A 26,111-nucleotide genomic window follows, 5' to 3' on the forward strand; every position below is an offset into this window, starting at 1 on the left:
ATTGTAGACTAAGCTTATGTATTGTTTTGTTATAAGTTAAGTATGATAAATTCTCAAGCAGTTGATCACATTCTTACCATTCAGATACACCGCCCTGATAAGAAAAATGCGCTTAGTCCGAGCATGTATGAACAAATGGCTATCGCGATTGAAGGGGCTAGTGACAAGGCCTCAGAAGATGATATTAAAGCGATTTTAATTGAGGGCAGCGAAGGTTGTTTTACATCGGGAAACGATGTGAGCGAATTTGTTGCCTCATCAAGCAAGGTAGGTGAAATTAACGAAACCTATCGGTTTATGTTAGCGCTGCTTAATTGTCCACTTCCGGTGGTTGCAAAGGTAGAGGGACTAGCTATTGGCATAGGCACTACCTTGTTGCTGCACTGCGACTTTGTGTTGGCCCATGAGAACACCAAGTTTGCGATGCCGTTTATCAATTTAGGGCTTGTACCAGAATATGCGTCAAGCTATATCATTCCAAGAGCAGGTGGTCATCTTTTGGCCGCCGAATTGTTGATGCTTGGTGATGTGTTTAGTGCAGCAAAGGCAGAAAAGGCCGGTATTGTTAGCAGCATTCACGGTGACGACCTTGATAAGGCAACGCAGCATTTATTGAAAAACCTTAGCCTTAAACCTAAACAAGCCCTGCAGCAAACCAAGGCTTTGCTAAAGCATAATCACGCTGAGGTAAAAACGCATATCGATGAAGAATTAAAATGGTTTGTTGAGGCAATGAACAGCGATGTTGCAAAAGAGGCATTTTCAGCCTTTATGGAAAAACGCGCTGTAAATCGTGATGTATATAAATAGGATGTTGAAATAGATAATGCCCGTAATGAATCCCCAAGCCACAGAGCTTCCCAAAGAGCTGGCCAAACCTAATGCGATTAAAATCAAGGTGGCATCCACTTTATTGTCTGCCGCCTTTTTTATTATCACCAGCGCAGCGAGCGCACAGGTCCCCGCACCCCAACTAAACGATACGGGCCAGTCAACATCGCCGGTTCAGTGGGAAGACAGGGAGCCTGAGGCCGCTACCGGACGCAATAAAAAGCAGGCCGTGGTAGGTGAACACTACATGGTTGCAGCGGCAAACCCCCATGCATCGCAAGCGGGCAAGCGAATACTGGAGCAGGGCGGTTCAGCGATTGATGCGGCCATTGCTGTTCAAGCTATGCTGACCTTAGTCGAGCCGCAGTCTTCTGGTATTGGCGGTGGTGCGTTTATTTTATATTGGGACAACACTGCAAAACAATTGTATACCTTTGACGGCCGTGAAGTTGCGCCTGCAAACACCCCTGAGGACGTGTTTTTCAAAAACGGTGAGCAAATGTCGTGGCGTGACTCAGTGGTGGGCGGAAAGTCCGTGGGCGTTCCTGGCGTGCTTAAAGCCCTTGATATGGCGCATAAAAAACACGGGAAGTTACCTTGGGAGCAGTTATTCAACGATACCATTTATTTGGCTAAAAAGGGCTTTGAGGTATCTCCTCGTTTAGCGGGTTTGTTAGCCCGTGACTTGCATCCTGCGCTTAATCATTTTGAGGCGGCTAATGCATACTTCAAACCGGGCGGCGAATGGCTAAAGGCAGGCCAAATAAGAACAAACGAGGCGCTTGCTAATAATCTCGAAAAGATAGCTAAACAGGGCGTTGAGTACTTTTACAGCGGTGCACTGGCTGAACAAATTGCTGAGGCAGTGCGATTAGCGCCGATTAATCCTTCAAGAATGAGTACGCGAGATTTAAGAAACTACCAAGCGATTGAACGTTTACCTATGTGCGGCGATTATCGCTCATATAAGGTGTGCGGTATGGCCCCGCCAAGTTCCGGTGGCGTGAGCGTTTATCAAATACTTAATGGCTTAGAGCAGTTTGAACTTTCAAATTGGACTGCGCAGAGTACCGAACTGGTGCACGCGTTTAGTCAGGCCAGCGCATTAGCCTTTGCAGATCGTGCCGTTTATTTAGCCGATTTAGACTTTATGGGCTTATCTGCGAAACCACTTGTTGCGCCCGATTACCTAGCCTCTCGTCGGGCGCTAATTTCCCTTTATAAACCTTTTGAGAAGGCCACTGAAGGCAAGCCTTACGCAGAATATGCATTTGCTCAAGACGACGCATATGAGCTAAATAGTACGAGTCATATAGCGATTGTTGACAAACATGGCAACGCCGTTTCTATGACCAGCAGCATAGAGTTTATGTTTGGCTCAGGCGTGATGGTAGGTGGATTTTTATTAAATAATCAATTAACAGACTTCGCGCTGTCTCCTGAACGAGATGGGCTGCCTGTTTTAAACCGCGTTGAAGCCTTTAAACGTCCTCGTAGCAGCATGTCACCGACCATGGTGTTTGATGAACAAGGTGAGCTATCAATGGTGGTGGGGTCTCCCGGCGGCAGTCGCATAATCAACTACGTAGCACAGGCCTTAATTAACGTCATTGATTTTGATATGGATATGCAGGAAGCCATTAGTGCGCCAAGATTCACTAATCGCAATGACTATACCGCGCTTGAAAAAGGCACATCAATTGAGTCCTTAGCACCTCAACTTAAAGCGCTAGGGCACGACGTTCGAATCATCGATTTAAACAGCGGCATACATGGTATTCAAATAAAGGATAAGAAACTGATTGGAGGTGCTGACCCACGACGCGAGGGTTTAGTCACTGGGCGTTAGACGGCAATATTGTTAGGGAATGGTGTTAGTAATATCTTCTATCAGCCATTTCCCGCCTTTTCTTACCATCGAAATTGTTTTCAAATCAACGATTTGGTCGCCGTCGTATTGACCTACAATTTTGACCTCTATATCCGCTTCTTTTTGTTTATCCGATAGTATGAGCGTGCCACCCGATACCGGGTCTACCTGCATTGTATCGAGTCGTAAATTGAGTAAATGACGTTGCACATTTTTATTAGTGTGATGATTTTGCATGATACGGGCAAAGCGCTCAGTTGACATGGTAAGCGCTTTATCGAGGGTGGGTTCGTTGTATATAGCGCGCATAAACACTATGGCAGTGTACTGCGGCGTGTCGGTGCTCATCATGCCGTAGCGACCGGCCGAAATTTCTTCTTTATTATCACCTGAGCAGGCCGTTAAGAATAACGCTGACAACAAACTTACTAATACGTATCTCATCGATTTTATCACTTCTATCTCACCTATTTATAAGGTATCGACGTGCCAGCCATTTTCATAAGTGACTGTGACCAATAAATTACTCAGTGACATGCGTTTTTAGCACTGCTGGCGATGTTCCTTATCTACAACTAAGCTTATTTAAGCTGTTAAGCGCATAAAAAAGAGAGCCGAAGCTCTCTTTCATGTTTGCTAACTGTTAAGAAGCGTATTAGCAGTTTGTTTGGCGGCTTGTTTAGCGGCGCGAGTCTACTGAACCTCTTCTAAATCCGAGAATTCACCCGCAAACAGTGGGCTGCTTAGGTAACGTTCTGTGCCGCTCGCTAGCAACACCACAATTGTTTTATCTTTATTTTCAGGGCGCTCTGCATAGCGTTTTGCTGCAACAGCGGCGGCACCCGACGAAATACCGGCCAAAATGCCTTCTTCTTTCATCAAGCGTCGGCACATTTCAAAGCATTCTTCGTTGCTAACACGTTCAACTTCATCAATTAAGCTTAAGTCGAGGTTGCCAGGAATAAAACCAGCACCTATGCCCTGAATTTTGTGAGGAGCAGGGGTGAGGTCTTCACCAGCGAGCGCTTGGGTAATAACCGGTGAATCTGCAGGCTCAACGGCTACCGTAGTAATGGCTTTGCCTTGCGTTTTCTTAAGATAGCGAGACGTGCCGGTAAGCGTACCGCCTGTTCCTACGCCAACGATAAACGCATCAATTTTTCCGTCGGTTGCTTTCCAAATTTCAGGACCCGTAGTTTGCTCGTGGATTTCAGGGTTGGCGGGGTTTTCAAACTGATGCATGGGCACATACTTACCCGGGTTTGCATCCATTAGTTCTTGTACTTTTGCAACTGCGCCTTTCATGCCTTTGGGCGGCTCAGTGAGTACTAAATTTGCGCCGAGCGCTTTAAGTAACTTTCTGCGCTCAAGAGACATGCTGCTTGGCATAGTAAGCGTTATTTTATAACCTCTCGATGCGGCCACAAACGCAAGGGCAATACCGGTATTTCCGCTGGTCGCTTCAATGATTTCTTTATCAGGGGTAAGAATGCCCTTTTTTTCAGCATCCCAGATCATATTGGCACCAATGCGGCACTTTACGCTGAAGCTGGGGTTTCGACTTTCGATTTTAGCGTAAACGTTGCCAGAAACGATGCGGTTTAGTTTTACCAGTGGAGTATTACCAATGGCAAGTGAACTGTCGTCAAATACATTCATGCTGCGAGGTCCTTGTTATCTTATTTGTTTATTAGGGCGTATCAATAAACTTAAGTATTGTGTAATGCGTAAAACGTTTACATTACCGACACTTGGTGTTTGTTTAGACGCGGCTGTTTAGCATAGTACAAGCTTATGCTTTAATAAAAAAATTCAAAGTGTTTTTTTGCTATATCTTATTAGAGTCTGTTGATCTTTGTTGTATGATTTTGCGGATGCTTGTGAAACTTGCTACTGGAACATTCTGGGCCGCGCATGCATGAGGCTTGCTATTACTAGACGCGCTAATACCTCAAAGCTAATACCGAAAAGTAACACCTTAAATTAATACCTTAATAAAGAGAGAGAACATGGGATTTACAGGTACTGAAAACTATATCGCCAGCAAGGAGCTGCAGCTTGCAGTTAACGCCGCAATCACCCTTGAAAAACCCCTGTTAATAAAAGGTGAGCCCGGCACAGGTAAAACGATGTTGGCAGAAGAGTTAGCCGATGCATTGGGCACTGATCTTTTGCAATGGCATATAAAATCGACTACCAAGGCTCAGCAAGGCCTGTATGAATACGATGCGGTATCTCGCCTACGCGACTCACAACTCGGTGATGAACGCGTTAAAGACATAAGCAACTATATTGTAAAAGGGAAATTATGGCAGGCCTTTACAGCGCAAAAACGCCCGGTGCTGTTAATAGATGAAATTGACAAAGCGGACATCGAATTTCCAAACGACTTGCTCTTAGAACTCGACAAAATGGAGTTTTTTGTCTACGAAACCCAAGAGCGCGTGGTGGCTAAACAGCGTCCGATTGTCATTATTACCTCAAATAATGAAAAAGAACTGCCTGATGCCTTCTTACGTCGCTGCTTTTTCCATTATATCCAGTTTCCGAATGAAGACGATATGCGCAAAATTGTTGATGTGCATTTTCCTAGCCTCAAAAAGAACTTGCTCGACACTGCGCTCAGCAGCTTTTTTCAACTGCGCGAGATAAACGGCTTAAAGAAAAAGCCGTCAACGTCTGAGCTGATTGATTGGTTAAAACTTTTGGTTGCAGATGATATTCCACCCGAGGCAATTGCAGATAAAGATGCAAAAAATGCGCTACCGCCTCTGTATGGTGCGCTGCTTAAGAATGAGCAAGATATTCATCTCTTTGAAAAACTGATGTTCATGGCGCGGCGCAATGCTAACTAAGTTTTTTTTCACGCTCAGAAAGCATAAAGTAAAGACCAGTATCACCGAATACCTAGACTTAATGCGGGCGCTAAAAGGGCAGGTGGTATATGCCGACATGGACGGTTTTTATTATTTGGCGCGTTCCATCTTAATTAAAGATGAAAGCCAATATGATAAGTTTGATAGAGCTTTTGCAGAGTATTTCAAGGGCGTTGCCCAGATAGATTTGTTTGACCAGAGCATTCCCGATGAATGGCTTAGAAAGCAGTTTGAAAAAGTGCTTAGCGACGATGAGAAAAAACAAATCGAAGCAATGGGCGGTCTTGATAAACTCATGGAAACGCTTCAAGAGCGATTAAAGGAGCAAGAAAAACGCCATCAAGGCGGTAATAAGTGGATTGGCACGGGTGGTACGTCACCATTTGGCGCATATGGATACAATCCTGAGGGCGTGCGCATAGGGCAAGACAACAACCGTAATTTTTCTGCCGTGAAAGTGTGGGACAAACGGGAATATAAGAATTTATCTTCGGATGTGGAGCTTGGCACCCGCAACATAAAAGTAGCACTAAGACGCCTGCGGCGTTTTGCTCGCACCGGTGCAAGCGAAACCTTGGATGTGCCTGACACGATTGCCTCTACCGCGAGAAATGCGGGTTACCTCGACATTAAAATGGCACCTGAACGGCGTAATGCGATAAAGCTATTATTGTTTTTTGATATTGGTGGCTCGATGGACGCGCATATTAAGCTGTGTGAAGAGCTTTTCTCTGCGGCGCATACCGAATTTAAGCATATTGAGCTTTTTTACTTCCATAACTGCATATATGAAGGGGTGTGGCAAGATAACCAGCGCCGTGGGTACGGCGACATTGACACTTATCAGATCATGCACAAATACGGCAGTGACTATAAAGTGATTTTTGTAGGAGATGCCACGATGGGACCCTATGAAATTACCTATCCGGGCGGCAGTGTGGAGCATTGGAACGAGGAACCCGGTAGCGTATGGATGCAGCGTTTACTCAATCATTTTGAATATTGTGTATGGTTAAATCCTCAGCCAAAAGAATATTGGAATTACCATGCGTCTTTGCAAATTATGAAAGAAATAATGAATGATAAGATGTATCCACTTAGCTTAGAGGGCATAAGCGACGCGATAAAGGCGCTTTTGAAAAAATAGAAGGAATCAATAAGTAGCTTTGCTACCATACCGTTGTTTTTACAGGTAGCTAAGGCAAACATACGCCCACGCATCAAAACAGGAAATACCCTATGCGCTCACGTGTAAATAAGCCGCTGCTTGCAGCCTTTTTTGTGTTGTGTCTTACAGGCTGTGAGAGTTTGGTAATGCATCAACTTCTTAGCTCATCTAGCTATTCTGCAGTTGCCAGCGTGACTGCGAAGCTCAAGTCTGAATTTGATATACAGACACGCGAGTTTTGCGACACCGAGCTTGGATGCTATCGCTATTATTTTGCGGCTAATAAGTCAGATATGTCGAAGCTTGAGCTCAATACCCGCGTACAGTTCCATGAGGGCGAATACGCGAGTGAACTGGCGTTAGAGCGCAAAGACCTACCTGACTTTCACGGCAGTGTTGTCATTGTTCATGGGTTTAGAGCAAGCAAAGACTGGAGCCTGCTCAGCGCCGCTTATTTTCAGTTTTTAGGCTTTGATGTATATGTGCTCGATTTGCTGGGGCATGGCGAACTCGACGCACCGATAGGCTTTGGTGTAAAAGACGCCGATTATATTCAGCGTTTTATTGAGGCGCAGGTGCCAAAAGATAAGCCGATCATTGCGCTTGGCAATTCTATTGGCGGCTTAGTTGCGACGTACTTGGCCAACCGAGACACGGTTGATGCTGCGATTTTACAGGCCCCGATGACGCAACTTGGTTCATCACTTCAAGGCTATGTAAGGGATACAAAACCTTGGTTTGGTTTTTTGCTGTCGGATGAAACATTAAATAATGGGGCCACTAAAGCGCTTGCTGAGCGTAATTTGCGCCCTCAGCAAACCGACACGGTGGCCTTGTTAAAGCAAAGCCATTCGCCGTTTCTTATTTTTGCATCTAATATTGACAGCGGTTCACCCTACAGTGTGTTTGCAGACATACGGGCCAACAACATCAAGGTGATTGAGGTCGACGGCGTAGAGCATGCTTATATGTCTTTAATCGGCCAGTCTGAGCATGATGCGATTGTTTCTTGGCTTGGATCTATCGAGCCCTTTAAAGAGCTTGAGTTGCAATAAGTGCTGGCACTACTTACTGGCAATAATTACTGGCAATTGCGCAATCGCGTATAAAACATATCTGTAAATGTGTAGAATCTCGGCAAATATCATTGTTGAGCAATGCAGCAAGCTCATATAGCGTATACAACATCAACTAATAGTGACACACCTTGAAAAGACTCAATAAATACATTAGTGATACCGGTTTTTGCTCTCGCCGAGAAGCCGACAAACTCATTGAGCAAAAGCGCGTAAGCGTAAATGGTAGAGCGCCTGAATTGGGCACAAAGATTTCAGATAGCGACGTGGTTAGCGTTGACGGTAAATTGATTAGTGCAGTGCCAGACAATAAGAGCGACAGGGTGTATCTGGCATATCATAAGCCAGTGGGCATAACGTGTACGACAGAGCGCAAGGTTGCTGGAAACATTATAGATGCGATTAAGTATAAGCAGAGAATATTTCCAATCGGCCGGCTCGATAAACCCTCAGAAGGTCTTATTTTATTGACGAATGATGGCGACATCGTGAATAAAATTTTGCGTGCTGAAAACGCCCATGAAAAACAATATCGAGTGAATGTAGATAAGCCCATCACGCCCCAGTTTTTGCACAAAATGAGCAGTGGCGTGCCTATTTTAAACACACAAACATTGCCGTGTGAGGTTAAGCAGATTGGTAAAATGAGCTTTGATATTGTGCTTACGCAAGGGCTCAATAGGCAAATACGTCGGATGTGTGAATATCTTGGCTATTCGGTGACGCGTTTAGTCAGAAATCGCATCATGCACATTCGATTAGGCGGCCTAAAAGCCGGGCAATATCGCACGCTCAGTGACGATGAACTAAACATCTTAAACAAGCAAGTCCAAGACTCTAGCAGTACGCACTCATGAATGATTTTCGGCGCGAGTTTTCTCAGCTCAGTAAAATAGCGTGGCCTTTATTGCTCGCGCAGCTAATGCAAACCATGATGGGGGTGTCGGATACCATCATGGCTGGGCGCTATGATTCACTCGACATGGCCTCTGTTGCAATAGGCCACAGCGTAGTTATGCCGATTCTGATTTTCATGCAAGGCGTATGCTTGGCGCTATCTCCTATTGTGGCACGTTTCCATGGCGCGAAGGAGCCCCATCAGGTTGCCTATCCGGTCTGGCAAACGCTTTATTTATCTCTATCAATTGCTGCACTGGTTATGCTGAGTATTTTTGTAATGCCTAACTTGCTGCATTTGCTAGAGATGGATGCGCAAATGCGCTCAGAAACTCTCGAATATGTCAGCTTTGTGCTAATGAGTGCGCCTGCCTTTGCGATTTATCAAACCTTGAGAAACTACTGCGAGGGACTGTCTAAAACACGTCCCACCATGGTCATTATGTTTGCCGGCTTGATGGTAAACATTCCCGCAAACTACATCTTTATTAACGGCCTGTACGGCATGCCGGAAATGGGCGGGGCAGGTTGCGGTTTAGCCACTATGCTGGTGTTTTACGTGATGGCCTTTGCTACGTGGGTTTATACGCTCATTGCGAAATCTTTATCGAGTTATGCCCTATATACCCATATTTCATGGCCCGATATTAAGTTTATGGGGGCGGTTGCGAAGCAGGGTGTACCCATCGCGCTTACGTTTTTAGCTGAGGTGAGTTTGTTTGCCGTTGTAGCGATATTACTGGCTCCCTTGGGGTACTTAACCGTTGCCTCGCATCAGGTGGCCTTAAACTTTTCATCCTTAATTTTTATGATCCCATTGAGTATAGGGTTAGCGGTAGCTATTCGTATTGGACATGTTATTGGTGAGCAGCGCACCCCAATGGCAAAAACGGCATATCATGCGGCCCTTGTGCTAGCGATTAGCTCTGTTACCGTTACTGCCACGGGCACCATATTCGGTAGTCACGCCATCGCTAGTCTCTACTCAAACGAAACCGCCGTCATTGAGTACGCAAGTGCCTTACTCCTGTTTGCGGCCGTTTTTCAATTTTCAGACGCAATTCAGGTCGTTTCAGCCAATGCCCTAAGAGGATATAAAGATACCCAAGCCATGCTTATTATTAGCGTGTTCTGCTATTGGGTTATTGGCTTTCCAACCGGCATTTTACTTGGCTTGAGTGACCTAATTGTCCCCGCAATGGCAGCCAAGGGATTCTGGATTGGCTTCATCGTTGGTCTCAGTAGCGCGGCGATTTTAATGACTTTGCGAGTCCGCGTGGTGCAGGCGCGGCTAGCCCGACTCGCCCCGTAAGACAGCGAAGTCCGGCAATCAGCGAAATGGCAAGCAACCACCAAACAGGCAACGAACCGCCGCCATCTGAACCGCTGTTTATGGGTGCTTGAGTCAAACTCACCGTAACCTGATCGGTAACAGTATTGATACCATCACTTACCGAGATGTTGTAAGTAACGCTATTTCCACTTCTCGGCGTGTTGGTACTGAAATTTGCTCCCTGAACGCCGTTTATCGTAATTTCCAAAGCATCACTTTCAGGGTCGCTCGCGCTCACGCTGATGGTTATCCGTTGACCGCCGCTAGCGCTCGCTGGCGCACTGATTTCATCGATGCTTGGCGGCTGATTGACAATAACGTTTACACTAAAGTCAGCACTAACAAGATTACCGTTCCCATCATCTGCGGTTACGGTATAAATGAGCTGCACGTCCTCGTCGACGCGCGGTGCAGTGAGATTTATTGAATCTGTGCTTTGGTTGATAATTGTGTCAGGCCCTGCAGTTTGGGTGAAGGTCAAAGTCACATCATCATTATTCGGGTCGTTAAGCTGCAAGGGGATAGTTAAGGTCTGGCCGCCAAACACATTTAGCGTAATTGTCGTTTCCCCGTTGAAGCTAATTGAAGGCGCGCCTTCTATTTGTATTTGCTCAAATACAGGACTGCGCTGCACGGTGTTGCCCGGTTTGTTAATTACCTCACTTGTCAATACTATAGGGAGCGGGCCGGGCGTGCTGCTGTCGTTTATCCTTAAACCAAAAGCGATGGCTGAGGCTCGAGCATCACCTGCCTCTTTGACCACTTCATACTGTAATATACCGTTGTTAACGCTACCGTTTATGGTGCGATTAATGTTGACAAATTCAGTGCCCTGAGGGGCTTGAATGTTAATCTCGTAGCGGCGTCGTTCATTTGTAGTATTTGCAGCAACTACTACCGAAATGTCAACCGTGTCACCCACATCTACCCTTGAGGACGCTGCGTTTATTGCTACGTCGTTGGCCACGCGCTCAATCTCTACGTCAATTAAACCAAGATTGTCGCGTCGTTGTTCACTGGTGCCCATTTCGATTGCCCCGTAAAAGAGACTGCCGATTTCTGCATCGCCGAGTTCATAAAACACGCGCATATTAAAGGGTTGTTCACTTGATGTTGAGCTTGGTGCGTCAACACTCAATGAATCGTCTTGCTCTGCACCCACTACTGCGTAGCGTAAATCAAACTCATCCGATGGTGCGCTGCTGCCTCTAAAACTTTGTAAAATAATAAAGTAGCGCCCAGCGTCGGGATAATTTAGCGCTATCTCTTCAACCGAATTGCTAGATGTACTCTGTGCAATTTCCTCAAAGCCAGACAAAATCCCGTCATTATTGCGATCATATGCGAGAAATAAATCTAAATCAGGCGCAGTGGATGAGAGGATTTCTACCACCAATCTTTTAGCACCTGGCGCTGCGGTGATTTCAGTAATCAGCACGCCATCATTACGGTCGTCTAAATAGTCTGATGTGTCTGAGTCTTCCTGAATGGTCCCTGAAACTTTATTCGCTTTTACCAGTGCGTACGGACTTAGCACAAAGCTATCTAAGGTGATCGCATCAATGTCTTCAATCAATACGCTATCGTTATCTCGCGTGGCTTGTGTGTTAACTTGTGTTGGAATATCGCCAATGGACGAGACGATACTCACCGGTAAATGCAAATCGGGCGAGTTTGCTGCACTTAAATCTACACGGCCGAATACATATCTATTTTTATCCGCCTCAATTCCGTTGATGCTCACCTCGATTGTTTGGCTTTGCCCCGCGAGAATTGAAAATTGTTGAGGCTGAACACTTATGCTCAAGCCGTCGTCAAATGACTGAGCGCTTACATCCCAAACGCCATCTTTTGTGGCTGTGAACGTGCGCGTCCATGTGCATATAGCAACGCATTGATTATCTGTGATGCTCGGTAAGTTAAGCTGCCTAGGGTCGCCCCCTCTGGCGGGCTCAGCGCTAATGTAATTGCTCGGCGTTTCATTGAGTAATAGTCCTGTTTGTGCAGCTCTGTCAACTTGGATACGGCCAGAACCCATATCAAAGTAATTGGCAGAGGTGCTTGCATCTTGACGCAGCACACTGGTAACAGCCGTCATAGCTAAAGCACTGCGAATATTGTCTGGTGTCCAAGTGGGATTAAGCGCTTTAAGTAAGGCTGCCGCGCCAGCAACGTGAGGGCTAGACATCGAGGAGCCCGACAAGTAATTGAAGTCGCCAGCCGACGCTACGTGGCCATCGTGTCCAAAACGCTGATCGGCATATGCCGAATAAATATCTACGCCCGGTGCGGTAAGCGTAGGGGCTAGGGTGCTGATAGTGGTGTTCGGTCCCCTTGAAGAAGAACTCGCCAGCACATCGACTCTTGCCTCATCAATGTTTTGTGCGGCAACGCCAGCCGTTATGCTCGCACGATGATTCGCGCCAGAGGCTAGCCATGTTTTTAGGCGGTCCCCGCTATCGGCATTAATATGAATGCCCGGTACGGCGTACACATCGTTTGCCAAAAAGGTCTCGCCGCCCTGCACATTTGCGAGCACATAACCACCTGCGCCGCCAGATGCGACGTTAGCAGCTTTTTCTACGCGAGCAATTTCACCTCTGTCGCAAACTACAATTTGACCGCTAAAAGTATTTGCTGGAAACGGCTGTAAGCATTGCGCTGAATCACCGCTCGGGTCATTAGGGTTAGTAAAGTCTCCCGCATAAACAATCGGCGCGGTAATTGCTCCGGTGTTGCTTTGGCCGGTTATTGCGCTTGGAGGATTGTTTCCACCAGAAAAGTTAGTCAGCTGTTTTACGAAGGCGTTTTGCCGGCCGTGTTCGCTGTACGCGACGGTGGTGTACCACGGGGAGTGTTTTTCAGATGACGATGCGCGCGGTCCGCTATTGCCGGCAGATGTTGCTACAAATATTCCCGCACCGCGTGCAGAGAGAAATGCGCGTTCGGTGCTGTCGCGCCAAGGGTCACCACCGCCGCTTATTGAAAAGTTAATCACATCTACGCCGTCTTGAATCGCATCTTCAATGCTGGCGATAATGGCCGAGCCGGGACAGTCAGCGTAGGTATCGTCTTGGTCTGAGCGTCCGCCGAAACACGCTTGGTAAGAAATAATATTAGCGCGAGGAGCAACCCCAGATATTTGCTCAAAGGTAAACCCAGTAGGGGTGCCATCAGACTCTATTTGCCCTGGCGTTGGCAACGTTTCTGGCACGTTATTTAATACATTGCCCGCTGCGATTGCCGCAACATGAGAACCGTGACCACCATAGTCTTCGCCATTTCGCGCGAGATTAGGTGGAAACACCTCTGTGTCTGAATAGTTGCTAGTGATGGTTGAGTAGCTGTAAACGCCAATCAATTTATTGTTACAAAGCTGAGGAAACCCGCGGGCGCAGTCGCCCAAATACACGCCATCACCAAGTGGATTAGTATGCACATACCCATCACCGCTAATTTCAGCAAAGGAAGGGTGGTCGGTATTGACGCCTGAATCAATAATACCAATGACCATTCCCTCACCTTGGGTTTGCGACAGATTGCCAATTTCGCCTTGCCATAAACGCGGCGCGCCAATAAGCGTTGGTCCTTGATCAGTCGTCGTTGTATAAATGGTTTCGCGAGATATTTTTTTAACCTGCTTAGCATCGGCAAGGCGAGCGGCTTGGTCTTGGCTGAGTCGAAGCGCCATACCGTTAAGCGCAAACTGATACTGCATTATTGGCTGAGCGCTTTGTGCATCAATCATAGATGATGCGTTTGCAATAAATTCCTGCTGATATCGCTTTAAATAGGATAAATGTTCTTTTAAGTCTTTTTGCGAGCGCTCGGTGCTTATATTAAGCCGCCTCCCGGCGTACTGATTTAAGGCTGACTTCAGCTCTGGTTTATCAACTACCGACGGTGCATGCAGCTCAACGATATAGGTGTACAGACCGGGTGCAAGATTAGGCTCGTATACAAACTGCGAGCGCGTTCGCTGCTGGTTTTTTTCTTCGTTTATCGTTTGTTGTACTACTGCTGCACTGCTCGTTTGCGCCTGCTGCAGTGATGGAGAAAATTGAGGTGAGATGGCATCCGATGCGCTAGTAATGCCTGGTGTCTCTTTTCGACCTGCATCCTCATGGGTAGACTCATGGGCAGAGCTAATGCCGACGCAAAGTGCAAGTGAAATGGCTAGGGCCATTTTATTCATATACATCTCCAAATATTGTTACCCTACATACAAGTCTAGATGCGCACATCTTAACTCTAGGAATTGCTAAACAGTGTAATACAAGAGTAAGACCACAAAAAAAAGCTAATACGCTTTTCTTTAATAAAATGTACGTTAAAAGATACAAATTCGTTACAAATAGGATGCTCGTTCTAATTTAGCGTTTTTTTTAGCATGCATGTATCTTTTAATTTGCGCACCGATTCAATAATAGCAATACCAAATGAACTAAGCTTGGCTACTATAGTAACAATCCCATTACATTAACGTGTTTACTCTGGAATAAGCTATGCAAGATAGAAACCATCTTTCTCATGTGAAACTTACTCACAAAGCAAAGGTTATTACAAACGGTCTTATCGACATTCCGATGCTGCAAGTGCTAGATGAGACGGGTAAGGCAAACAAAAATTCCGATATCCCTGAACTAAGCGAACAAACAGCGCAGCGAATATTGGAAGCTATGCATTACACCCGCCTGTTAGACGAGCGCATGATTGGGGCGCAGCGCCAAGGGCGTATCAGCTTTTATTTGGCCAGCCGCGGAGAAGAGGCGTCGACCGTTGCTTCAGCCGCAGCGCTTTCGTTAAACGATATGATCATGTCGCAATACCGAGAGCAGGGTGCACTTGTGTATCGAGGCTATACCACAGAACAGTTTATGAACCAGATGTTCAGTAATAAGCTCGACCCGAACAAAGGTCGTCAAATGCCAATCCACTACGGCGATAAAGCGCTAAACTTCATGACCATATCATCGCCCTTAGGTACACAAATACCACAGGCATCAGGATACGCTTACGGTCAGAAAATGGCAGGTCAGGAAGCTATTACTATTTGCTATTTTGGCGAGGGCGCAGCCTCGGAAGGGGACTTTCATGCCGGCTTGAATATGGCCGCTGTGCTCAACTGCCCGTGTATTTTCTTTTGTCGAAACAACGGTTACGCCATTTCAACACCATCAGCAGAGCAATTTGCAGGGGACGGCATCGCCTCTCGAGGATTAGGCTATGGCGTTAAAACCATTCGTATAGACGGCAATGATGTACTTGCGGTATATCAAGCCACCGAAATGGCGCGCGAAATCGCCTTAAAAGAAAACTGCCCGGTTCTCATTGAAGCGATGACATATCGCCTATCTGCCCATTCTACTTCTGACGACCCAAGTGGATACCGCAGCAAAGAAGAAGAAGAGCAGTGGGCCAAAAAAGACCCTATTTTACGCTTTGAGGCGTGGATGCAGAGCAAGAAATGGTTTGACCAAGAAGCGATTGATGCGTTTAAAGACAAAACACGTACTGATATTCTTAACGCCCTTAAGGTTGCTGAGAAAGTCGCGATTAACCCCATCGAAGACATCGTAGAGGATGTTTATGATACCCCGCCGTGGCATCTGCAAAAGCAGTTGAAAGAACTTAAAGCACATATCGATAAATATCCTCAAGCTTATCCTCGTACATCAGGGAGGGATGCATAATGGCGCAAATGAATTTATTACAAGCCATCAACAACGCGCTGATTACTGCAATGGAAGAAGACGAGCGCGTCATGGTGTTTGGGGAAGACGTAGGGCACTTTGGCGGGGTGTTTCGTGCCACTTCAAACTTACAGCAAAAATTTGGCAAGGGCCGATGTTTTAACACGCCACTCACCGAGCAAGGGATAATTGGTTTTGCAAATGGCTTAGCATCACAAGGTTCGGTGCCTGTGGCAGAGATTCAGTTTGGCGATTATATCTTTCCCGCGTTTGATCAGATAGTAAATGAAACTGCAAAATGGCGTTATCGCTCGGGCGGACAATTCTCTTGCGGCACGCTGACTATTCGTACACCTTACGGCGGCGGTATCGCTGGCGGTCATTATCATTCTCAGTCACCGGAAGCGTTTTTTGCCCACATCCCCGGCATGAAAGTGGTCATTCCGCGTAATCCATATCAGGCTAAAGGGCTACTGCTTGCCGCTGTTCGAGATGACAATCCCGTATTATTCATGGAGCCAAAACGCTTGTATCGCGCCGCGGTCGGTGAGGTACCCGAAAACGATTACACCTTGCCTTTGGGCAAGGCCGACAAAGTAAAAGACGGTAGTGACATCACGCTGTTGGCTTGGGGCGCTCAGGTTGAAATTGTCGAGAAAGCTGCCGCAATGGCGGAAGAAGACGGCATTTCTTGTGAAATTATTGATTTGCAGTCAATCCTGCCTTGGGACGCAGAGTCAGTATGTGAGTCGGTATACAAAACAGGACGTTTGTTGATAAATCATGAAGCACCCTTAACCGGAGGCTTTGCCAGTGAAATTGCGGCTACGATTCAGCAAGAGTGTTTTTTATATCTTGAAGCACCAATTGCGCGAGTCTGTGGTTTAGATACGCCTTATCCTTTAGCGCATGAAAAAGAATATATGCCGGATCACTTAAAAACCTACGAAGCTATTAAACGAACCATGGATTATTAGGAGGATGGCGATGACTGATTTTATCTTACCTGATATTGGTGAAGGAATTGTTGAGTGTGAACTTCTAAAGTGGTTGGTGGCTGAAGGGGATGTAATACAAGAAGACCAAGCTGTCGCAGAAGTCATGACTGACAAAGCCACGGTTGAAATTCCGGCTATGTACAACGGCGTGGTGAAAAAGCTTTACTATAAAGAGGGCGACATAGCTAAGGTTCATGCACCTTTATTTGCAATGAGTTTGGAGGAGGACGCAAATGCTTCATCCAAGCCGGGACCTGACTTGCATGGCTCAAACGATCACTCCGAACATATCTCAGGCAATAGCTCAGGCAGTAGCTCTGAAAATGGCTCAGACTCGCCAAGTAGCCCCGTTCAAACATCCCAAACAGAGTCGTTTTTATTGCCTGATATTGGCGAAGGCATCGTAGAATGCGAAATTGTGAAGTGGAGCATTGCCGAAGGCGATGAGGTTGAAGAAGACCAAGTTGTGGTTGAGGTAATGACGGATAAAGCAGTGGTTGAAATTCCAGCCAAGTATCGCGGCAGGATAAGTAAACTGCATTATCAGCAGGGTGATATTGCAAAAGTGCACTCTCCTTTGTTCGACCAAACCATTGATGCCGCTTCAGCAGGTAAATCTACTGTTGATAAACCAGCACAGCAAACACCACAGCCCTCACAGCAGAGCTCGCAACAGCAAAGTTCGCAACAGAAAAGCCCTTTGGCAGATGCAGTGTCTAAGCAGGGCGAAAATTTTGAAGCTCCTGTAGTATCAGAGCGCCCGCTAGCAAGCCCCGCGGTGCGAAGACTTGCCCGTGAGTTAAACCTCAACCTGAATAAGGTGAGCGGCTCAGGTAAAAAAGGGCGTATCCTTAAAAACGACTTGATGGCGGTTTGTAAGGAGTCGAATACCTCTGCAGATAAAAGCTTACATCAGTCGCAATCTGCACATGCAAGACCTAATCAGCATGATGGACTCGGCGCTGCTGAAAGTTCTCAAGGTTCTCCTTACAAAGAGCCTGATAGAACGGAAGCGATTAAGGGTATTCGCGCGGCGATGGCGAAACAAATGGTGGCAAGTGTCAGTACTATTCCGCATTTCACGGTGTCTGATGAACTTGTCATGGACAACTTGATTGCGCTAAGAGCCCGGTTAAAGCCAGAGTTTGAAAAACAAGGCATTAAATTGAGTTTTATGCCGTTTTTTATCAAGGCATTATCCTTAGCGATGCTCGAATTCCCCATTATTAATAGTCGTTTGAATGCTGATGCGACAGAGCTCACATACTTGGGCAGTCACAACATTGGCATGGCGGTTGACTCAAAAATTGGCTTACTAGTGCCTAATATCAAAGATGTACAGCAACTTTCTTTGAAAGAAGTTGCGCTTGAGGTTAACCGCCTTATAGACAGTGCTAGAGAGGGTAAATTGTCTAACACCGACTTGTCGGGCGGCACTATCAGCATCTCAAATATTGGTGCAATCGGGGGTATCACCGCTACGCCCGTGATCAATAAACCCGACGTCGCAATTGTGGCTTTAGGGAAAACACAAAAGCTGCCGCGCTTTGCACAAGATGGCAGCGTGTTCGCTCAGCACATTATGATGGTGAATTGGTCGGGCGATCATCGAGTGATTGACGGTGCTACCATGGTCAAGTTCAACAATACATGGATGGACTATTTGGCCCATCCTGAAAAAATGCTAGTGAACTTAAGATGAGTTTAATTTGCCGTACTCATTTAATCTGCCGTATTAGCTAGAAGCGACAGGAAGTATAAGCAGTAGAGTATAAGCGAGAGAAAAGCGCCGCATAATTAATGTGGCGTTTTTGTGTTAAAACGCCGGCGTGGGTATTACACTGGCAGTCCGGTTAGCGGGCCATTTTAGAGAGTATTTATTTGTTAAGTTATCAACATGCATTTCATGCTGGCAATCATGCCGACGTCCTTAAACACATCACGCTGATTGCCTGCCTGCAAAGACTAAATAAAAAGCAAAAACCGTATTTTGCTCTCGACACACACGCCGGCACTGGACTTTACGCGCTAGAGAAAACATCGTCTAAACGGGATGCGTTTGCATTTGAAGCCTTGCTCACCGGTCTTTACAACAATGACGCTGTTAGCGCTAATGAGCAAATTAACAATGAGGCATTGCGCGCCTATGCGGGCCTTTTGCAAACGCTTGCTGGTAAGTCGCTGTATCCCGGTTCGCCTGCGATATTGTCTTACTTTTCGCGCCCGCACGACAATGTGCACGCCAATGAACTTGCAAGCCAAATGTACGCTGAGTTAGATAAGGCCAATCGCACATTCGGTGATATTGGCAACACAGTCCATCTGCATAACCGAGATGCATTTGAATTAATAAACGCCATGATGCCTCCTAAGCCAAATCGAGGACTGGTGTTGATTGACCCACCGTATGAGCAAGCAATAGAATATCAAGCTGTAGCACAATCGCTAAGCTCAGCGCTAAAAAAATGGTCCAACGGCTTGTATATGCTTTGGTATCCTTTGCTATCACCCACGCGAATAAACCGTCAAACAAAGGCGCTGGAGTCAAATCCCAAAGCAGGGCAAAGTGAAAATATGCTTGAACGTCTAAAGGTAGACGTGGGGCAGCATTGCACGGGCGGTATGTTAAGCATCGAATTTGCAAATCAAGCGCCGTCTTCTCAGGTTGGTATGTATGGCTCAGGCGTATGCCTGATAAATCCCCCTTTTCAAATTGATGCATGTTTGGATGAGGTTTTGGCGCTCCTAGTTAAGCATGTTAGTCTCGATGAGAATGCCTTAAGCAACACCAAATGGCATATTAAGCCGAGTTAAGCGCTGTTATGGACATGCTTTGTGAGTGCAAAATAATATGACTGAATTAGCCCTAAAGCACTTTTATATACCCGATGATCAGTCGGTATATTTGCTGTCTCACAAAGATGCTAAACGCCTGAAAGACTGGTTTAAGCTTTGCGAATCGCAGTTGAGAAAGTTAGGCTACGCACAAATAAGCTTGGTAGGAAAGGGCGCCTTTGGTTTTGCGTTTAGCGGTGTTTCGCCGCTCGGAGAAGCACACGTATTTAAGTTTTCTAAAATCACCTTACCTCAGCATATTCAAGACCGTCTAGAAGAAGAGGCCTACATGCTGTCAAAAGTGCAGCATCCGCGGGTGCCGCAACTAATCCAATTTCAAAAAATCAAACGCCAGTCAATTTTAGTGATGCAGCGCGCACCTGGGCTCGATTTAGAACAATATTCACTGCAGCAAGGCCCTTTGCCACCTGAAGAACTGATGCATATTTTAGTGCAGCTATGCGATATCTTAATTGCCCTAAGAGAACACAAGGAAAACGCGAGCAGCAAGCCGATTGTGCATGGTGATGTAAAGCCGTCGAATCTCGTGTGGGAACCAAAGCAGAAAATTCTTTCGCTCATTGATTGGGGCTCATGCGTTTTTGCTCAGCTTGACCAATATCATCAATATGTGGGCGAGAGCGTTATGGACCTGATGTCGGGCGACTTGCAACAAACCAATGCACGTTTGGGCGACGTTTATTTTATTGGCGATGATCAGCTTGACGGAAAATTGTCTTCACCGCGCTTTGATGAGCAAGGTTTGGCGAGTACCTTGTATGCCCTAGCGTCGGGGCAGTCCTCACGATTTGGCCGAAAGGCTATCACGCCGCTTAGCTTGGGCTTGCCGCAAGCGCTAGGTGAGTGTTTACAGGCCATGATGAGCGACGATCGGGCAACGCGCGAACGCGGCGGAGACTGGTTGTTTGCTAATTATCAACACTTCAAGCGCTTAGTGTTTACCCCTCCCGCGCCAGATAAATCAGTATGCCTATTGCCGACTTGGATTAGCAATACTAAAAGAGACATCGAAACAGTAGTCTACAGCTCCAGAAAATCCTTCTTACGTCAGCAGTCTGGGGTCAATATTGATGAGCTAAACTACTTAAATGATGCACAGTTTGAACGTTATTATAAAAACTACCTTCAAGGCATGGGGGAGACTGAAAAAGGCTTTATCTCAGCAGTAAGTCGTCTAGGTAAATATCCTGTAGTGGGCGGCTTGGCGATTCGATGGGAGGATAAGGGCATTTTTGTTGATTCTAGCCTTAAACTGTACGACCCAAGTTTGCAGGTGTCATTTGACCGTTCGGTAGACAACATGATTGATTTGGCGCGGGCAATCAATCGAAATGGTATATTCAAAAGCTGCATGTTTAACGCAAAAAACACGCTCCATTTTGAGCGAAATGATGAACAAACACCCTTTAAACCCTCATCAACGGTGAGCATCCCTTACGAATTGAGCAAAAAATCAATTAGAGAAAACGAAACACGCATGCACTCCTATTTTGAGGATGGTGACGACCCAGATGAGCTTTTGAAGTTACCGCCTACTTTATTGGCTTGCATCAAACAGCTTAATTCTATTCATCATACAGGCTGCATTATTTTTGAGGCATTGCCTAAACACCTGAAAATCCACAATTACTACACCTTGCTCGACCATGAGCAAGAAGCAAGTTTTAAGCAGATTTTAAAAGAGATCATTGCTCAAGTGCCTCATATTAACGGATTGGGAATTTCAGGCTTTATGAAGCTACCTTACAAAGACACTCGAAGTTTTAGTTATCAAGACAAACGGCCCGTGCGCTTTTACCCGCGTAACCCGCATCAACCGGGCGGTTTTGACGCATAGGTTTGACGCATAGATTCGATGTATAAAGGAAGCGCAGAACACAATCCCTGCACAAGGAAAAAACAAAGCAAAAGCCGAAGTAAATAGATAAACTAAGGACACGAACAAATAACGCTTTGAGCGTGGTAATAGATAATGGCTGGTTTACGCAGCCTATCAATTGGAGAATTATCTTGTCAGATGCGAGACTTGCACATTTATTTGACCTTGAGCCGCTAGAAGCTGGTCTATATCGCGGTGACTCATGGGACTTAGGATTCAGAGCGCTGTATGGCGGACAGGTGCTTGGTCAGTCTGTCATGGCTGCCTACAAAACCGTGCCAGAAGACCGCGTTATCCACTCTTTTCACTCGTACTTTCTTTTACCGGGAGACGCAAGCAAACCTGTGGTTTACGATGTCGAAGACGTGCGTGATGGACGTAGTTTTTCAACTAGACGCGTGAAAGCGATTCAAAACGGACGGAATATTTTTTATATGACCGCATCTTTTCAATTGCCGGAAACGGGATTGACCCATCAATATGCACAGATGCCAGAAGCGCCAGATGCGGAAGATGTCACGCAAGATATTCAATATTATGATGATAACATCGATAAACTCTCACAACGCATGAAGCAGGCGCTTAGCTATCACCGACCGGTTGATATTCGCACCGTTGGTGGCGCTCACTCGTTTAGAGCAGTAAAGCGAGAACCTAAACGTACGCTTTGGTTAAGAGGCCGCGACAAACTTGACGACAGTCTAGCGGTCAACCAAGCATCTTTAGCTTATGCTTCTGACTATCATTTTTTATCAACCGCACTGCAGGCACATGGACTTGCTGCCCAAGATAAAAGCTTACGCATGGCAACGATTGACCACGCCATGTGGTTTCATAAAGCCTTTCGGTTTGACGATTGGTTATTGTACGAAATGGAAAGTCCTTTTAGTGGCAATGCTCGCGCGCTGGTACAAGGTAAAATATTTAATAAGCAAGGCGAATTAGTTGCGACATCGGTACAAGAGGGCCTAATGCGGCAAATTAGCGAGGCAGATTAACAAAGGCTAATGACAACTATAGATAGGAGTGTCGATGTTATATTCACTTGATACAGATACCGTTGAGGCGCACGAGTCTGCTTACGTCGCACCAGGTGCGCATGTAATGGGAAAGGTGATACTTAAAAAAGGTGCAAGCGTATGGTTTAACGCTGTGCTGAGAGGCGACTGTGATGTAATCACTGTAGGCGAGGGCAGTAATATACAAGACCTCTCAGTACTGCATACCGATTTTGGGTTTCCCCTTGATATAGGCAAGGGCGTTACCATTGGGCATAAAGTGATGCTGCATGGCTGCAAAATTGGCGATTATTCGCTTATCGGTATCAATGCGGTAGTGTTAAATGGTGCAAAGATTGGTAAAAATTGCGTCGTTGGTGCTAATAGTTTGGTAACCGAGAACATGGAAATTCCCGACAATTCTCTTGTACTAGGCAGTCCCGCGAAAGTAGTGCGTCAAATATCTAATGAGCAGTCGGCTCAGTTGAAAGCATCGGCTGAGCATTATGAGCAAAATGCTCAACGCTTCAAAAACGGTCTGAAAAAACAAATGTAGAAAAGAAAAAGGCCCGGAACAAACGTTCCAGGCTTAGGGGAATGGCTCATTGCTGAGCCGTGCGCTAACTTAAAACTACGTCAGATTATAGAGTCCCGCTCAAGACCCCAACTGCTATCGTCCGTCTATCACATCCATGATAAGGGAGAAGCGTTTACAAATTCTGTCTCGGGTCGATTACTATAGCGCATAAACAAAGCAAAAATAAATAGGTTTCTGATAAATTTAATAAAATTCCTACTTTTGCGTCAAAATCTTTATGTGCTACATGCTTAAATTGTTATAGAAAACAATGAAATACAAAAGGGTTTACCCACAGGTTTTACCAGTTTCCCCACGGTATTTTCACAGAGATATCCACAGCGCAGCAATCACTTGTTACTACCAAGCCTTATAACGTAGACTTAGGGAATAAGCCTCGTATAAAAAGAAGAGAAAGAGGGCACATGCTACATAAAATTTGGCTGGGTTTTATTTTAAGTGCGTTCGTTGCGACGTGTTACAACGTATTTGTAAACGATAACTTTGGATCGTTTCAAGAGGTTATGCAGGCAGTCAACGCTATGGCGCGCACCAGCGTCGATATCGCCATAGGCCTTATTGGTTTGCTTGCTTTTTGGTTGGGCATTTTTAAAGTGGCTGAAAACTCAGGGCTAATCGCTAAATTTTCGCGCCTGCTTGCCCCTCTGCTTTGTCGTATAATGCCAGATATTCCAAAAGACCACCCCGCCTTAGGCAGCATTACCATGAATATGTCTGCCAACGTACTAGGGTTAGATAATGCCGCCACACCCTTTGGGATTAAGGCAATGCAGGATATGCAGACGCTATCCCCGGTCAAAGATACGCTAACTAATTCGCAAATTTTATTCTTGGTCCTTAATACTTCCTCAGTAACCTTATTTCCTATTGCGGTGTTTTTATATAGGGCTGAGCAAGGCGCTGCCAATCCAACCGACGTGTTTATTCCTATTTTGTTAGCAACGAGTTGTTCAACCTTGGCCGGTTTGTTTGTGACCTGCGCCATTCAGCGGGTAAATTTGTTTAATAAAGTGGTGTTGACCTACCTTATTGGAATATTCAGCTTTTTGGCGGCGGTGATATTGTATTTTTCAAAGCTTGCGTCTGACCAGCTTGCCGAACAGTCGAGCTTAATCGCGAATTTTGCCTTGTTCTCATTTATCGTGATTGTGCTGATTGCGGGGTATCGTAAAAAGCAAAACACTTATGAGCAGTTTGTTGAGGGAGCAAAGCAGGGATTTGAAGTGGCCATCGGCATCATTCCTTACCTTGTGGCAATGCTTTTTGCCATTGGTATGCTCAGAGCTTCAGGCGTGATGGATTTAGTGACTACGGGTGTTGCATCAGTGGTTGCAATGGCGGGCTTTGATACAATGTTTGTAGATGCACTGCCAAACGCCCTCATGAAACCGCTGAGTGGATCTGGTGCAAGGGCCTTGATGATTGAAACGATGCAGTTCCACGGCGCTGACTCTTTTGCTGGACGGCTCGCGTCGGTTCTTCAAGGGTCCACCGAAACCACCTTTTATGTGTTAGCGGTTTACCTTGGGGCTGTTGGTATTAAGCATAGTCGCTATGCAGTGGGTTGTTGCCTAGCTGCTGACTTAGCTGGAATTGTAGCGGCCATATTTGTGAGCTACTGGTTTTTTGCTTGATTTGCATAAGGTTAAATACTCATTGCTCAATATTTATTTATCTTCTTTGGTTTTTTGGGTGTTTAAAATATCGATACCAAAACCCAGTAAAATATCAATTAAGGCCATCAGCGGCAGGCCAATAAGCGTGTTGTAGTCGCGACCATCAAAAGACTCAAACAAACGAATGCCCAATCCCTCTGCCTTAAAGCTACCGGCGCATTGCAGGGGCTGCTCAATGTCGATATAACGACAAATCTGGGCGTGATCAAGCGCTCTAAATTTTACACTAAATGTTTCTACCATCGATACATCGGCATTTTGATTACGCGCTTTTGCGATATGCTCTGGCGCAGTAACGCATAACCCTGTATGAAAATAAACCTGCTTAGCGCTGCAGGCCTGCAACTGGGCCCTCGCTTTGCTTACGCTGCCAGGTTTTGTGATGGGTGTTAGTTCGCCCTCTATGCATGCAACCTGATCGCTGGCAATAACAATATGCTCAGGGAATTGCGCCCGCAGTGCTTGGGCTTTTTGCTTGCTTAATCGTTGTGCCATATCGCGCGGCAGCTCCCCTGCAAGCGGAGCCTCATCAATGTCTGGCGCACACTGTTCAAATGCTATCCCGAGTTGAGCGAGCATTTTCGCGCGATAAGGTGAGGATGATGCTAACAAAAATTTAATTGTTGATGACTTCATATGCGCGCCATTTGCTGTTTCTTTAAGTAAGGTTATGAGCCGAGCGCTTTCCAGTTTCGTAAAGCGCTCACCAGCAATATTATGCAAGCAAGGGGTAGCAATAAGACCTCCTGACACATAGAGGATAAGTATGATTGATATACTACAAAATGAAAGGAAATACTTTGACTATAACGGCTTAAGCCTTTAAACTGCGCGCGCTATGACAAATGTGAAACTACCTAAACGTCTTGATCCCATCAAAAGCGCGCAGAAACGGTCCTCGTATGAGGGGGTTTATGTGGCCTCTGAGATGCTTCGATTCAATGAGAGTGTAGATTCGGTGTTATCTGATGTATCTGTGAAAGTTGAGTTTTTAAAAGACGCGCAGAGTCTTACTTACTTTCAAGGTACGCTAGCAGTGCAGGTAATGTTAGTTTGTCAAAGGTGTAACCAAACGTATCCATATAACGTAGATACCGAGTTTTGTTTTTCGCCCGTGCAGGGGAGTGAACAAGCGCAAACGTTACCCGACGCTTATGAACCGGTAGAGGTTGATGACCATGGAGAAGTCAATCTGTTCCAGCTTTTGGAAGATGAAGTGATTTTGTCTTTGCCTATTGTAGCGCTTCACGCAGAAGAAGATTGCAGCGTAGGAAAAGATGATATGAGCTTTGGAAAGATTGAACCGGAACCTGAGCGAGAAAACCCATTTGCGGTTTTAAAAGAACTTAAGCGAGATTAGGA

The 26,111-nt window shown here is 45.9% G+C and carries 20 protein-coding genes; 16 read left to right on the forward strand and 4 right to left on the reverse strand.

The annotated features are described in order from the left end of the window. Positions 1–42 precede the first annotated feature (42 nt). Both ACFO4O_RS03645 and ggt read left to right on the forward strand, forming a co-directional pair. The gene (locus ACFO4O_RS03645; RefSeq protein ID WP_382406003.1) at positions 43–810 is read left to right on the forward strand and encodes an enoyl-CoA hydratase-related protein; all 768 of its coding nucleotides are present in this window, start codon (positions 43–45) and stop codon (positions 808–810) included. Positions 811–826: 16 nt separating this feature from the next. Further along, positions 827–2,680 carry a gamma-glutamyltransferase gene (ggt, locus tag ACFO4O_RS03650; protein ID WP_382406004.1) on the forward strand — a complete coding sequence of 618 codons (1,854 nt, stop codon included), beginning with the start codon at positions 827–829 and terminating at the stop codon, positions 2,678–2,680. A gap of 12 nt (positions 2,681–2,692) precedes the next feature. Here ggt and ACFO4O_RS03655 read toward each other — a convergent pair whose 3' ends face one another. Beyond that, a complete protein-coding gene (locus tag ACFO4O_RS03655; protein ID WP_382406005.1) occupies positions 2,693–3,145 on the reverse strand; it encodes a hypothetical protein in 453 nt (150 codons plus the stop codon). Positions 3,146–3,394: 249 nt separating this feature from the next. Next, positions 3,395–4,360: a cysteine synthase A gene (cysK, locus tag ACFO4O_RS03660; RefSeq protein WP_382406006.1), complete on the reverse strand. Its 966-nt coding sequence runs from the start codon at positions 4,358–4,360 to the stop codon at positions 3,395–3,397. Positions 4,361–4,710: 350 nt separating this feature from the next. Here cysK and ACFO4O_RS03665 point away from each other — a divergent pair, with 350 nt between their 5' ends. The 5 genes from ACFO4O_RS03665 to ACFO4O_RS03685 all read left to right on the forward strand — a co-directional run bounded on the left by ACFO4O_RS03665 (position 4,711) and on the right by ACFO4O_RS03685 (position 10,030). After that, positions 4,711–5,556, forward strand: a complete 846-nt coding sequence (locus ACFO4O_RS03665) for an AAA family ATPase (RefSeq protein WP_382406007.1) — start codon at positions 4,711–4,713, stop codon at positions 5,554–5,556. Next, positions 5,546–6,724, forward strand: coding sequence for a vWA domain-containing protein (locus ACFO4O_RS03670; RefSeq protein ID WP_382406008.1), 1,179 nt, complete (start codon positions 5,546–5,548; stop codon positions 6,722–6,724). Before ACFO4O_RS03665 ends, ACFO4O_RS03670 begins: the two co-directional genes overlap by 11 nt. Before the next feature lie 92 nt (positions 6,725–6,816). Next, positions 6,817–7,800, forward strand: coding sequence for an alpha/beta hydrolase (locus tag ACFO4O_RS03675; RefSeq protein ID WP_382406009.1), 984 nt, complete (start codon positions 6,817–6,819; stop codon positions 7,798–7,800). 152 nt (positions 7,801–7,952) lie between these two features. After that, positions 7,953–8,678, forward strand: coding sequence for a pseudouridine synthase (locus tag ACFO4O_RS03680; protein ID WP_382406010.1), 726 nt, complete (start codon positions 7,953–7,955; stop codon positions 8,676–8,678). After that, positions 8,675–10,030 (forward strand): MATE family efflux transporter, encoded by a 1,356-nt coding sequence (locus ACFO4O_RS03685; protein ID WP_382406011.1) that lies wholly within the window; start codon positions 8,675–8,677, stop codon positions 10,028–10,030. Before ACFO4O_RS03680 ends, ACFO4O_RS03685 begins: the two co-directional genes overlap by 4 nt. Here ACFO4O_RS03685 and ACFO4O_RS03690 read toward each other — a convergent pair. Continuing rightward, a complete protein-coding gene (locus ACFO4O_RS03690) occupies positions 9,957–14,246 on the reverse strand; it encodes a S8 family serine peptidase (protein WP_382406012.1) in 4,290 nt (1,429 codons plus the stop codon). The two genes, ACFO4O_RS03685 and ACFO4O_RS03690, sit on opposite strands and share 74 nt — an antisense overlap. Positions 14,247–14,556: 310 nt before the next feature. Between ACFO4O_RS03690 and ACFO4O_RS03695 the strand changes: the two genes are divergently transcribed. The 8 genes from ACFO4O_RS03695 (at position 14,557) to ACFO4O_RS03730 (ending at position 24,707) form a co-directional block, all read left to right on the forward strand. Beyond that, positions 14,557–15,744 carry a thiamine pyrophosphate-dependent dehydrogenase E1 component subunit alpha gene (locus ACFO4O_RS03695; protein ID WP_382406013.1) on the forward strand — a complete coding sequence of 396 codons (1,188 nt, stop codon included), beginning with the start codon at positions 14,557–14,559 and terminating at the stop codon, positions 15,742–15,744. Continuing rightward, entirely contained in the window at positions 15,744–16,721 is a 978-nt protein-coding gene (locus ACFO4O_RS03700; protein ID WP_382406014.1) for an alpha-ketoacid dehydrogenase subunit beta, read from the forward strand. The genes ACFO4O_RS03695 and ACFO4O_RS03700 overlap by 1 nt, the downstream gene beginning before the upstream one ends. Before the next feature lie 10 nt (positions 16,722–16,731). Beyond that, positions 16,732–18,444 (forward strand): dihydrolipoyllysine-residue acetyltransferase, encoded by a 1,713-nt coding sequence (locus ACFO4O_RS03705; protein ID WP_382406015.1) that lies wholly within the window; start codon positions 16,732–16,734, stop codon positions 18,442–18,444. Between the two features lie 179 nt (positions 18,445–18,623). After that, positions 18,624–19,556 carry a 23S rRNA (adenine(2030)-N(6))-methyltransferase RlmJ gene (gene rlmJ / locus ACFO4O_RS03710; protein WP_382406016.1) on the forward strand — a complete coding sequence of 311 codons (933 nt, stop codon included), beginning with the start codon at positions 18,624–18,626 and terminating at the stop codon, positions 19,554–19,556. A gap of 37 nt (positions 19,557–19,593) precedes the next feature. Next, a complete protein-coding gene (locus ACFO4O_RS03715) occupies positions 19,594–21,435 on the forward strand; it encodes a serine/threonine protein kinase (RefSeq protein ID WP_382406017.1) in 1,842 nt (613 codons plus the stop codon). A 173-nt stretch (positions 21,436–21,608) separates the two neighbouring features. Continuing rightward, complete coding sequence (locus tag ACFO4O_RS03720) at positions 21,609–22,475, forward strand: acyl-CoA thioesterase domain-containing protein (protein ID WP_382406018.1); 867 nt, start codon at positions 21,609–21,611, stop codon at positions 22,473–22,475. 34 nt (positions 22,476–22,509) lie between these two features. Then, a complete protein-coding gene (locus ACFO4O_RS03725; RefSeq protein ID WP_382406019.1) occupies positions 22,510–23,031 on the forward strand; it encodes a gamma carbonic anhydrase family protein in 522 nt (173 codons plus the stop codon). A 446-nt stretch (positions 23,032–23,477) separates the two neighbouring features. Further along, complete coding sequence (locus ACFO4O_RS03730; RefSeq protein ID WP_382406020.1) at positions 23,478–24,707, forward strand: nucleoside recognition domain-containing protein; 1,230 nt, start codon at positions 23,478–23,480, stop codon at positions 24,705–24,707. A 33-nt stretch (positions 24,708–24,740) separates the two neighbouring features. Here ACFO4O_RS03730 and ACFO4O_RS03735 read toward each other — a convergent pair whose 3' ends face one another. Next, entirely contained in the window at positions 24,741–25,385 is a 645-nt protein-coding gene (locus ACFO4O_RS03735) for a Maf family protein (RefSeq protein ID WP_382406021.1), read from the reverse strand. Between the two features lie 202 nt (positions 25,386–25,587). On the opposite strand from ACFO4O_RS03735, the gene yceD reads away from it, so the two are divergent. After that, positions 25,588–26,109, forward strand: coding sequence for a 23S rRNA accumulation protein YceD (yceD, locus tag ACFO4O_RS03740; protein WP_382406022.1), 522 nt, complete (start codon positions 25,588–25,590; stop codon positions 26,107–26,109). The last annotated feature ends 2 nt before the right edge of the window (positions 26,110–26,111 follow it).

This window comes from Glaciecola siphonariae, from assembly GCF_042652645.1.
Classification (GTDB): domain Bacteria; phylum Pseudomonadota; class Gammaproteobacteria; order Enterobacterales; family Alteromonadaceae; genus Glaciecola; species Glaciecola siphonariae.

Excerpts from the sequence above, each read along its gene's own strand:
- cysK (WP_382406006.1), bottom strand. The coding sequence starts at position 4,360 with ATGAATGTATTTGACGACAGTTCACTTGCCATTGGTAATACTCCACTG.
- ACFO4O_RS03725 (WP_382406019.1), top strand. The coding sequence starts at position 22,510 with ATGTTATATTCACTTGATACAGATACCGTTGAGGCGCACGAGTCTGCT.
- ACFO4O_RS03730 (WP_382406020.1), top strand. The coding sequence starts at position 23,478 with ATGCTACATAAAATTTGGCTGGGTTTTATTTTAAGTGCGTTCGTTGCG.
- ACFO4O_RS03670 (WP_382406008.1), top strand. The coding sequence starts at position 5,546 with ATGCTAACTAAGTTTTTTTTCACGCTCAGAAAGCATAAAGTAAAGACC.
- ACFO4O_RS03735 (WP_382406021.1), bottom strand. The coding sequence starts at position 25,385 with ATGAAGTCATCAACAATTAAATTTTTGTTAGCATCATCCTCACCTTAT.
- ACFO4O_RS03665 (WP_382406007.1), top strand. The coding sequence starts at position 4,711 with ATGGGATTTACAGGTACTGAAAACTATATCGCCAGCAAGGAGCTGCAG.
- ACFO4O_RS03705 (WP_382406015.1), top strand. The coding sequence starts at position 16,732 with ATGACTGATTTTATCTTACCTGATATTGGTGAAGGAATTGTTGAGTGT.
- ACFO4O_RS03700 (WP_382406014.1), top strand. The coding sequence starts at position 15,744 with ATGGCGCAAATGAATTTATTACAAGCCATCAACAACGCGCTGATTACT.
- ACFO4O_RS03695 (WP_382406013.1), top strand. The coding sequence starts at position 14,557 with ATGCAAGATAGAAACCATCTTTCTCATGTGAAACTTACTCACAAAGCA.
- ACFO4O_RS03655 (WP_382406005.1), bottom strand. The coding sequence starts at position 3,145 with ATGAGATACGTATTAGTAAGTTTGTTGTCAGCGTTATTCTTAACGGCC.
- ACFO4O_RS03645 (WP_382406003.1), top strand. The coding sequence starts at position 43 with ATGATAAATTCTCAAGCAGTTGATCACATTCTTACCATTCAGATACAC.
- ACFO4O_RS03675 (WP_382406009.1), top strand. The coding sequence starts at position 6,817 with ATGCGCTCACGTGTAAATAAGCCGCTGCTTGCAGCCTTTTTTGTGTTG.
- ggt (WP_382406004.1), top strand. The coding sequence starts at position 827 with ATGCCCGTAATGAATCCCCAAGCCACAGAGCTTCCCAAAGAGCTGGCC.
- ACFO4O_RS03685 (WP_382406011.1), top strand. The coding sequence starts at position 8,675 with ATGAATGATTTTCGGCGCGAGTTTTCTCAGCTCAGTAAAATAGCGTGG.
- ACFO4O_RS03715 (WP_382406017.1), top strand. The coding sequence starts at position 19,594 with ATGACTGAATTAGCCCTAAAGCACTTTTATATACCCGATGATCAGTCG.
- yceD (WP_382406022.1), top strand. The coding sequence starts at position 25,588 with ATGACAAATGTGAAACTACCTAAACGTCTTGATCCCATCAAAAGCGCG.
- ACFO4O_RS03690 (WP_382406012.1), bottom strand. The coding sequence starts at position 14,246 with ATGAATAAAATGGCCCTAGCCATTTCACTTGCACTTTGCGTCGGCATT.